The 10244-nt window shown below is 46.3% G+C and carries 6 protein-coding genes; 5 read left to right on the forward strand and 1 reads right to left on the reverse strand.

The window, feature by feature from the left end; translation table 11 throughout:
* The first annotated feature begins 155 nt into the window (after positions 1-155).
* Positions 156-680 (forward strand): NADPH-dependent FMN reductase, encoded by a 525-nt coding sequence (locus tag AACR11_RS14120; RefSeq protein WP_029790289.1) that lies wholly within the window; start codon positions 156-158, stop codon positions 678-680.
* Positions 681-957: 277 nt separating this feature from the next.
* Here AACR11_RS14120 and mnmC read toward each other — a convergent pair whose 3' ends face one another.
* Positions 958-2976: a bifunctional tRNA (5-methylaminomethyl-2-thiouridine)(34)-methyltransferase MnmD/FAD-dependent 5-carboxymethylaminomethyl-2-thiouridine(34) oxidoreductase MnmC gene (gene mnmC, locus AACR11_RS14125; protein WP_079324802.1), complete on the reverse strand. Its 2019-nt coding sequence runs from the start codon at positions 2974-2976 to the stop codon at positions 958-960.
* 128 nt (positions 2977-3104) lie between these two features.
* Between mnmC and fabB the strand changes: the two genes are divergently transcribed.
* The 4 genes from fabB to AACR11_RS14145 form a co-directional block, all read left to right on the forward strand.
* Entirely contained in the window at positions 3105-4316 is a 1212-nt protein-coding gene (fabB, locus tag AACR11_RS14130; RefSeq protein ID WP_005448024.1) for a beta-ketoacyl-ACP synthase I, read from the forward strand.
* Positions 4317-4644: 328 nt separating this feature from the next.
* Positions 4645-5778, forward strand: coding sequence for a 4-phosphoerythronate dehydrogenase (locus AACR11_RS14135; RefSeq protein WP_005448026.1), 1134 nt, complete (start codon positions 4645-4647; stop codon positions 5776-5778).
* Positions 5775-6788: an aspartate-semialdehyde dehydrogenase gene (locus AACR11_RS14140; RefSeq protein WP_005448028.1), complete on the forward strand. Its 1014-nt coding sequence runs from the start codon at positions 5775-5777 to the stop codon at positions 6786-6788. Before AACR11_RS14135 ends, AACR11_RS14140 begins: the two co-directional genes overlap by 4 nt.
* A gap of 199 nt (positions 6789-6987) precedes the next feature.
* Positions 6988-10244 (forward strand): FimV/HubP family polar landmark protein (locus tag AACR11_RS14145; protein WP_079324804.1); only part of this gene is annotated, 3257 nt, incomplete at its 3' end.

Here is a 10244-nt window from a genome sequence, read left to right on the forward strand (position 1 = left end):
TTCGACAGGTTGCGCTAAACCTCTGGTTGAAGCAAAAAGAGTTGAATTAAACTCCTTCGAAATTTTCGAATCTCTCCTTAAAATTTTTGTGGTTGTAGCACACTCGTTCACCTCTTACTCTTGTTAGTACAAAACGTGAACAAAGGACTACAACCATGAAAATTATCGCATTCGGCGCTTCTACTAGCTCTACCTCTATTAATAAAACTCTCGCGACTTACGCAGCCAATCTTGTTGAAGGTGCAGACGTGCAAGTGTTAGATCTCAATAGCTACGATGTTCCTTTGTTCAGCGAAGACAAAGAGAAGGAAATTGGTCAGGCAGAGGGCGCAAAAGCGTTTCTTGCTGACATCGCAACAGCAGACGCTTTGGTGATTTCTTTTGCTGAGCATAATGGCTCTTACCCAGCAGCGTATAAGAATTTATTCGATTGGGCGACACGCATCGAGCGTAACGTATTCCAAAATAAACCAGCGGTGTACTTAGCGACTTCACCAGGTCCTGGAGGTGCACAAACGGTACTCGCTGCGGCGACAGGCTCTGCACCTTACTTTGGTGCGGAAGTGAAAGCATCGCGATCTATTCCAAGCTTCTACGATAACTTTGATTTAGAAGCGGGCAAGTTCCGTAATTCGGAACTTGCAGATCAAGTGAAAGCAGCAGTGGCGACATTGAATTAAGGCTTCTCTTTTGCGTCATTAACCGAGAGATTCCCGACTACACTCGTTCGTCGTTATTGGGAATGACGAGGGAGTTTTCGTTTAGAAGGTCGCTGAATGAATTGCTCCTGTTAGCTGTTAAAGTTAAAGACTTAAATTCGAACATTCCCTAGAAGGAAGAATGATTGAGTAGGGGATCTTTTTTGTATAATGAATCGAGAGATCCCCCAACTGCATTCGTTCGCCTTTAACAGGAATAGCAACAGACTTTTGCTTTCAGCGAAATACTAAAAGCAAATTACACCTCAGTAATTGCCTTCCCTTTACGTAGCTTTCTTACCCACATACGGCTAGGGTGCAGCTCAGTCAGGACATCAACAGGCAGTGGTAACGGATCGCCACAGATTTGTGATGCCAACACTTCTGCCATTAGAGGTGCTGAGCTCAAACCACGAGAGCCTAAACCTAGGAAACAGAATAGGTTAGGGAACTGGTGAATCGCGTCAACGTCTTGCTCTTGTTGATTTTGCAGATCCGCATATTGCGTTTTGATGGTTTCAAAGTCGCCTACGTTTCCTACAAACGGAAGGTGGTCACGGCTAACACAGCGAATACCTTGGCGTGACAAGTTACCAGAGGTATCCACCTCTTTCGTCCAAGTTTGGTTCGGCAGGCACTTCACCAATTTCTCAGCGTTGTCTTTTTGCGCATCCTCGTCAAACTCGTAATCGAGGTGGCTGCGGTCGTAGCTTGCACCGATGCACAAGTGCTGATTATTCGGGTTAACAGGTGTCATGTAACCGTCGTAACACAGTACCGTTTTCAGCTTGGACAAAGTTTCTGTCGCTGGTGCGTGGCTAACTTGACCTTTTACCTGACCCATTGGTAAATCAGCGGTTTGGCTTAATGTTTGGAACTCACTGCCATTAGCAACCACTACAGTTGAATGTTCAAAGCTTTGACCGTTCGCTTTCAATATCCAAACCTTGCGCGATTCGTCCCAAGTGAGCGACTCGACTTGATGCTCGAACTTCGCTTCAAAAAGTTCTGTTTTATCCAATTGAGCTATCAAGCCTCGGGTGAGTTCAGCAGGGCATAACCAACCGCCAAGAGGGTAGTGAACCGATGCCATATCAATCGGCAAGCCAATCTTCTCTGCGGTCTCTTCAGCAGATAGTTTATGAATTAACTCTGGTGTGAAATTGCCAGCAAGCATTTTCTCTAATTTATCTGCAGATTTGTCATCCCACATTAACTGAGTGATGCCGCACCAATCGTGATCAAATTGGATATCTTGCGCTGCTTGGTCAACAAACTGACGGGCAAACAAAAAGCCCGGAGCGAATACACGAGAAACGCCTTTGTGTGGACCATTTAATAACGGGTACACTGCGCCTTGGCGGTTGCCTGATGCGCCTTCTGCAGGTTGAGCGTCTTTGCAGTAAAGCGTGACATTTTGACCGCGACGAATCAGCGTTTTAGCCAAAGCCGCGCTAGCGATGCCGCCACCAATAATCGCGATGGAATCATGATTGGTCGAGGCAGTGCGGTTAAACCAGGGTAGGTGGTTTGAATGTGCTTCACGCTGCTCCATCGAACCTGCAATCATTTCACGTTTGGTGCCGAAGCCTTTGACTTTTTTCATTGCAAAGCCCGCTTCGTTTAAGCCGCGACGCACAAAGCCCGCTGCCGTAAAGGTTGCGACCGTACAATCCTGTTTCGCCAATTTTGCCATGTCGTTGAATAGGTTTTGGTTCCACATTTCTGGGTTTTTGCTTGGTGCAAAACCATCTAAGAACCAAGCATCAATCAAGCCTTGCTCAGCATAAGGAACAAGCGGCATGCAGTCTTTGATATCGCCAAACCAAAGATCGAGTGTGATAGCGCCGTCTTCTAAAACAATGCGATGACACTCAGGCACTGCTGCTGGATAGTGCTGTTGCAGTTTTTCGGCAAACTCTGCCAATTCTGGCCATGATTGATGCGCTTTTTCTAAATCAGCTTTGCTTAGTGGGTACTTCTCAAAGCTAACAAAATGCAATTCTTTTAGGGTTGCCTCTGGATATTCGCGACGAAATTCGGTAAACCATTGCCACACGGCTAAGAAGTTCAACCCTGTGCCAAATCCGGTTTCACCAATAACAAAACGTCTTTGGTCAAATTCCTGCCATCTTTCTGGTAGATGATTTTGTTTGAGGAACACGTAACGCGTCTCTTCGAGACCGTTTACGTTGGAGAAATAAACATCATCAAATTGGTCAGAAACCGGTGTACCAGCTTCGTTCCAACCAAGTTCTGCGTTTTTAATCGAAGTCATAATGGTGCAAATATGTGATTTGGCGCGGTTAGAATTCGGCGATTGTACGAATTTCTGGGAAAGCTGACCACTTTTGTTGACTATCTTAGTTATTATCTAGCGGATTTTTGAATTATAGGAATGTCATAATGAAACGAGTCGTAATCACCGGTATGGGTATTGTTTCAAGTATCGGTAACAACGTCGAAGAAGTTCTAGCGTCTCTTAAAGCGGGCAAATCTGGCATCACTGCGTCTGAGCAGTTTAAAGAAAACGGTCTGCGTTCGCAGGTATGGGGTGATCTGAAAATCAACCCAGCAGAATTTATTGACCGTAAGCAGATGCGCTTTATGGGTGATGCGGCTGCTTATGCATACCTATCAATGCAGCAGGCAATTGAAGACGCTGGTCTATCTGAAGAACAAGTTTCAAACGATCGTACAGGTATCGTTGCTGGTTCTGGTGGTGCTTCTGCATTAAACCAAACAGTAGCAACTGACACGATGCGTGCAAAAGGCGTAAAACGCGTAGGTCCATACATGGTTCCACGTACTATGTCTTCAACAGTATCAGCGTGTCTTGCAACACCATTTAAGATTCGTGGCGTGAACTACTCAATGAGCTCAGCTTGTGCAACGTCTGCACACTGTATCGGTCACGCGATGGAGCTTATCCAACTTGGTAAACAAGACATCGTTTTTGCAGGTGGTGGTGAAGAGCTAGATTGGTCTCAAACTATGATGTTTGATGCGATGGGCGCACTATCAACTAAATACAACGAAACACCAGACAAAGCATCTCGTACTTACGATGCAGACCGTGACGGTTTCGTAATCTCTGGTGGCGGCGGCATGCTAGTTATCGAAGAACTAGAGCACGCTCTAGCTCGTGGCGCGAAAATCTACGGTGAGATCGTAGGTTACGGTGCGACTTCTGATGGCTACGACATGGTAGCACCATCAGGTGAAGGTGCCGTTCGTTGCATGAAGATGGCAATGCAAGATGTTGATGCTATCGACTACATCAATACCCACGGCACTTCTACTCCAGTAGGTGACGTGAAAGAGCTAGGCGCTATCCAAGAACTATTCGGTGATAACAGCCCAGCAATCTCTGCGACAAAAGCAATGACAGGTCACGCACTAGGTGCAGCTGGCGTTCACGAAGCGATTTACTCAACGCTAATGCTAGACAACAACTTCATTGCCCCAAGTGTGAACATCTCTAACTTGGATGAAGCAGCACAAGGTCTAGACATCGTAACGGAAGCTCGTGAAGCTGAGTTAACGACGGTTATGTCAAACAGCTTTGGTTTTGGTGGTACAAACGCGACATTGGTAATCAAAAAGTACCAAGCGTAAGCGACTCAAAGCTAACTGAATTTGTTGGTCGGAATGTCACTATGATTTTCTCAAATGGCGTCAACGGACCGACAAACCAGTTTCCAGAGCTTGATCAGTCAAACTGATCGAACAGACGCAGACTCTATCCCAAGGAGAGCGGGATAGGATCCTTTTGTTCTGGAACTTTGCCCGGCTAATTTAGCCGGGCTTTTTCTTTTCTGAAACCTGTTTAGGAAAGTCACTTGGGTATAGTTGTTGAGATTTTTCAAGAAAAGGGCACAATCGCTTTAGCTTCGCATCTTGCGAATAAACGAACTCATACAAATGGATGTTAAACGCTGGCGCTATGAAAATTATTGTTGATGAAAATATGCCGTACGCTGAAGAGCTATTCAGCCAACTCGGTGAAGTGATTCTAAAACCTGGTCGTACACTAACCGCCGATGATTTAGTCGATGTCGACGCGCTAATGATTCGCTCAGTTACCAAAGTAAACGCAGAACTGATCAGCAAAGCAAACAAGCTGAAGTTCGTTGGTACAGCAACCGCAGGCATGGATCATGTTGATCAAGCGCTATTGCAAGAGAAAGGTATTTTCTTCACCGCAGCACCTGGTTGTAACAAAGTTGGTGTTGCCGAGTACGCGTTCAGCGTCATGATGGTGCTAGCACAACAACAAGGCTTCTCAGTTTTCGATAAAACCGTTGGTATTATTGGCGCGGGTCAAGTCGGTAGCTACCTTGAAAAATGTTTGAAAGGCATGGGCATAAACGTGCTCATCAATGATCCATTTAAACAAGAAGAGGGTGATTCTCGCAGCTTCACTCCGCTAGCCGAGCTGATCGAACGTTCTGACATCATTACGCTGCATACGCCTATCACTAAAGATGGTCCACATCCAACGCATCACCTGATTGATGAGGCAGTGCTAAATGGTCTTCGTAGCGATCAAATTCTTATCAATGCCGCGCGCGGTCCGGTCGTTGACAACCAAGCGCTAAAGCAACGTTTACTGAAAAACGACGGCTTTACAGCGGCACTCGATGTGTTTGAGTTTGAACCAGAGGTTGATATGGAGCTTCTGCCTCTGCTAGCATTCGCAACCCCTCACGTTGCAGGCTATGGTCTGGAAGGGAAAGCTCGCGGTACAACAATGATTTTCAATAGCTACTGTGAGTTCTTAAATAACGAATTACGTGCGCATGCCAGCGATTTACTGCCAACCGCGCCTGTTCCTACTATGGTATTGGACAGAGCATGGGATGAAGCAACGCTGCACAACATCACGCAGTTAATCTATGATGTGCGTAAAGATGACGCTCTTTTCCGCCGCGAAATCAGTAAGCCAGGCTCTTTTGACCTGATGCGTAAAAACTACTGGGATCGCCGCGAGTACAGCGCTGTCACGCTAATGGGTAACGAAACATGCAATCTTGCACCATTAGCAGAACTAGGTTTTCAGGTTGAGGTAAGTCAATGAGCCAGCAATACAATGTTGCCGTATTAGGTGCGACCGGTGCGGTCGGTGAAACAATTTTGGAAGTGCTTCAAGAGCGCAAATTCCCGGTAGGTGAAATCTTCCTACTTGCGAGTGAGCGTAGTGAAGGCAAGACTTACCGCTTCAATGGTAAAACGGTACGTGTTCAAAACGTAGAAGAATTCGATTGGTCTCAAGCGCACATCGCACTGTTCTCTGCTGGTGGCGAACTGTCAGCAAAATGGGCACCAATTGCCGCTGATGAAGGTGTTATCGTTATCGATAACACGTCGAACTTCCGTTACGAATATGACATTCCTTTGGTTGTGCCAGAAGTAAACCCAGAAGCGATTGCAGAATTTCGTAACCGCAATATCATTGCAAACCCGAACTGTTCAACCATCCAAATGCTGGTGGCACTAAAACCAATTCATGATGCAGTGGGCATTGAACGTATTAACGTTTCAACTTACCAATCTGTATCGGGTGCAGGTAAAGCAGGTATTGATGAGCTAGCAGGTCAAACAGCGAAGCTGCTAAATGGTCTACCTGCTGACAAGAAGCAATTCTCTCAACAGATCGCGTTTAACTGTATTCCACAAATCGACCAGATGATGGAAAACGGCTACACCAAAGAAGAAATGAAAATGGTGTGGGAAACGCAAAAGATCTTTAACGACCCATCAATCACAGTAAACCCAACTTGTGTACGCGTACCTGTATTCTATGGTCACGCAGAAGCGGTTCATATTGAGACTCGCTCACCAATCGATGCACAAGAAGTGATTAACTTACTTGAGCAAACAGATGGTATTGAAGTATTCCACGGTGAAGACTTCCCAACACAAGTTCGTGATGCGGGCGGCAAAGACCATGTAATGGTTGGTCGTATTCGTAACGATATCAGCCATCACAGTGGCGTGAACCTATGGGTTGTTGCCGATAATGTTCGTAAAGGCGCAGCAACCAACGCAGTTCAAATTGCAGAAGTTCTGATTCGCGATTACTACTAAGTCGACCACGTTAAGAACCTTAAAGCCTCGCACTATGCGAGGCTTTTTTGTTCGAATAGCGTAAAATTGTGTGAGATTAGTACGAATATGGTGAGAGCCACACATTTTTTACCCTCAAAGCTATAGTTTTGAGGGCTATATCCGATATATTTAACCGATCACTATTTCAAATTGTTACTAGCACCAAACTGAGCCTTCTATGCGTCAAAATTATAAGCGTTTGTTAGCAGCCCTTGTGCTGATGAGCGCGACTCAGACATCGTCATTGGTTCAAGCCGAAGGTATTCGTCTTGTAGGACCCTCTGGTGAAGTGCAAGCGTCTCCGAGCTTTGCTGAGGAGATTGAACGAGCGTTGCCCGCTCCACCTAAAAATGACCAACCGTCGCGCTTCTTTGGCCCGACAGGTCAAAATGAGACTTTATGGTCGATCGCTTCTCAATTGCGACCTTCTCGAAATGTTTCCGTACAACAAACGCTGCTCGCCATCTATAGAATCAACCCTCAAGCGTTTGATAAACAGAATATCCACGAACTGATTCCTGGTAGTCGATTACGTGTCCCTTCTCTGGAGCAAGTGCAAAGCGCAACAACTGCGCAAGCTGTTGCCATTATGAAAGCGCATGAAGCTCGACTCACTCAGCCAAAAGCAACGTCTACTCAACCTGTAAAACCGAAAGTTGAGCCGCCAAAACCAGTGGTTGAAACCGCAAAGCCTGATCCAAAACCAGAGGCTGCGAAACCAGAGCTGGTAAAAGTGGTAAAACCTGAGACGCCAGTGCCTGCAGTGACCACCTCACCAGAAGGCGAGAAGCAAGTCAGTGCGCTGAAAGACAAACTGCAAGGCTCGCAAAGTGAATTGGAGTCTTTGGAAGAGAAGAATCATCGCCTGCGTTTGATGCTTTCTGAAGTACAAAGCGAAGTTGAAACGCTGAAAACATCGTTGAATGACGAAGAGCGTATTCGCTCAGAAGTTGAAAAATTGTTAGCTGAAGAGCGTCAGCGTGTTGCCGAGCAACAGCGTATGCAGCCAAGTACGATGGATAAAATTCTATCGAATGGCTGGCTTGTTGGTCTTGCTGCGTTGATTCCGGGTGCGTTAATCGCCTTGTTAGTCGTGATGATGCTTGGTCGTCGCTCGAAAGCGAAAGAGGAAGAAGCGGCTGCGCAAGAGCAGCAAAGTACAGATCCTCTTGCTGCGCCAATTGGTTTAGCCGCTGCAGATGAATTAGACGAAGAGCTGAGCCTTGATGACGACTTGTTCGGAGATGATGACGAAGCTGAAAACCTATTCGAACAAGAAGAACAGCAAACTGAAGAAGAGGATGTCTTCGGGAACCTTGATGATGACGAGCTTGACTTCAATCTTGAAGGTGATGATGGCGAGGACCCATTTGCTGGCATCGGTGACGATGGCGATTTAGACGTTGGCTTTGATGAATTTGATTCCTCTAGTAATGGCATCAAGGTTAATGGCGAAGAAAAAGCCCTGGGTCTTGAAGAAATGGAGCGCGCCTTGGATGAGGTGGCACCTGAACTTGAAGTGCTAGATGACGATGATGCTGGCTTCGATCTTTCTGACGAAGATGGTTCTGATGCGATGTCTGATGATGCTTTTGCTGAATTACTCGCAGCTGATGAACCGGCAGAAGAGCTGCAAACAGATGGCGTCGACCAAGCAATGTTGGACGACTTATTTGCTGACCTAGATGGTGATGATCTCAATCTGGACGTTGAAGAAGATAAGCCAGCTGTAACTGAGAACGCATTTTCAGCTGGTGAAGCAACGGACGATGACATCGATAAACTGCTAGCACAATACGAGCAACCAACATCAAGCGAATCAGATGATGATGTATTTGATGAACTTGAGGCGCTTTCCGGTCTAACAGAAAACGACTCAAGTGAAGATGACGCATCGGCGCTTCTTGATGAGTTGATCGGCGAAGATGATGGTGAGTCCCTTAACGAGCTTGACCCTCTTGAAGAGCTAGAGGATATCGCAGGCTTGAGCGAAGAGCCTGCGATCGACGAAGACAGTACCGATTTACTCGACGAGTTGATTGGCTTTGATGATGAGGACTCATCCGACGATGACTTTGATCCGCTTGATGAGCTAGAAAAGCTATCAGGTTTCGAGAATGACGATGCTCTGGCAGACATTGATGAAAATAGCGTTGATTTGTTGGACGAGCTGTTAGATGACGATAACGAAGAATCGCACAGCGAACCGAACAGTGAAATTGACCCATTTGATGATCTAATTCGTGAAGATGACGAACCAGAGAACATTCAAGATGATGAAGACCTGCTTGCCTCGCTTGGTTTTGATGATTTAGAGCCTGTAGAAGATGAAGCGTTAACTTCGACTCCTCAACCTACTGCTGGCGTCGAATCAACATTAGATTTAGAAGATGAAAAAGCAGCACTTGGATTAGATTCCGGTTTGGATATAGATGCGCTGCTTAGTGACAACCAACCAGAGGCTGAAAGTCAGCCTCAGACTGAGCCTCTCAGCACAGAAGCTGAAGCTGAGCAGTCTGAATCCGATGTTAATTTTAACAGCAATGATTTCTTTGGTGACCTAGAAGATGCTTCACCAAAGCATGACCCGTTAATGACGGAGCTGGATGATCTCTTCGATACCGACAGCGAAGCTCTAAAACCTGCAGAGCAAGAAGGTGCGGACTTTGCTGCAGAGCTTGACGCATTGATTGGCGGTGAAACGGAATTCGCGGATGAGGCGGAGCTTGAATCCGAGCCAGAAACATCAGTTGAAGAACCAGCGGTGGAAGAAGAATCTGTTGAACAGCTTGATACAGCGGAGCTTCCATCAGACGACGTGCCACAAGTGAACCAAGCTGAAAGTGAATCTATTGCAACTTCTGATATTGAAGAAGAGCCTGTTTTCACTCCGACACCGAACACAGTTGAAAATGAATTTGGTATTCCTCAAGAGGAAGATTGGCTAGTTGATAATATTGAGCCAGAGGGCAAAACAGAGCAAGAGCCAGTCGCAGCTAACTCAACTGCATCTAATATCGATGAAGAAGAGTTCAACCTAGACGATTTAGAACTTCCTGAATTCAGCGAAGAAGATGCGCTAGCGTCAACGGCAGAAGAGCCAGCGTTAGCGGAATCGGAAATGGCTGAGCCTGAAGCGCCAGTTGCGGACGCAGAAGAAGAGTTCAACCTCGACGACTTAGAGCTTCCTGAATTCAGCGAAGAAGATGCGCTAGCGTCAATGGCAGAGGAGCCAGCGCTAACAGAATCGGAAACAGCCGATGTTGAAGCGCCAGTTGCGGACGCAGAAGAAGAGTTCAACTTTGATGAATTAGAGCTTCCTGAGTTCAGCGAAGAAGATGCGCTAGCATCAATGGCAGAAGAGCCTGCGCTAACAGAATCGGAAATGGCTGAGCCTGAAGCACCAGTTGCGGACGCAGAAGAAGAGTTCAACTT

Origin of the sequence: Vibrio sp. L85 (assembly GCF_963871815.1) — a bacterium.
In the GTDB taxonomy this organism is placed as follows: Bacteria; Pseudomonadota; Gammaproteobacteria; order Enterobacterales; family Vibrionaceae; genus Vibrio; species Vibrio harveyi.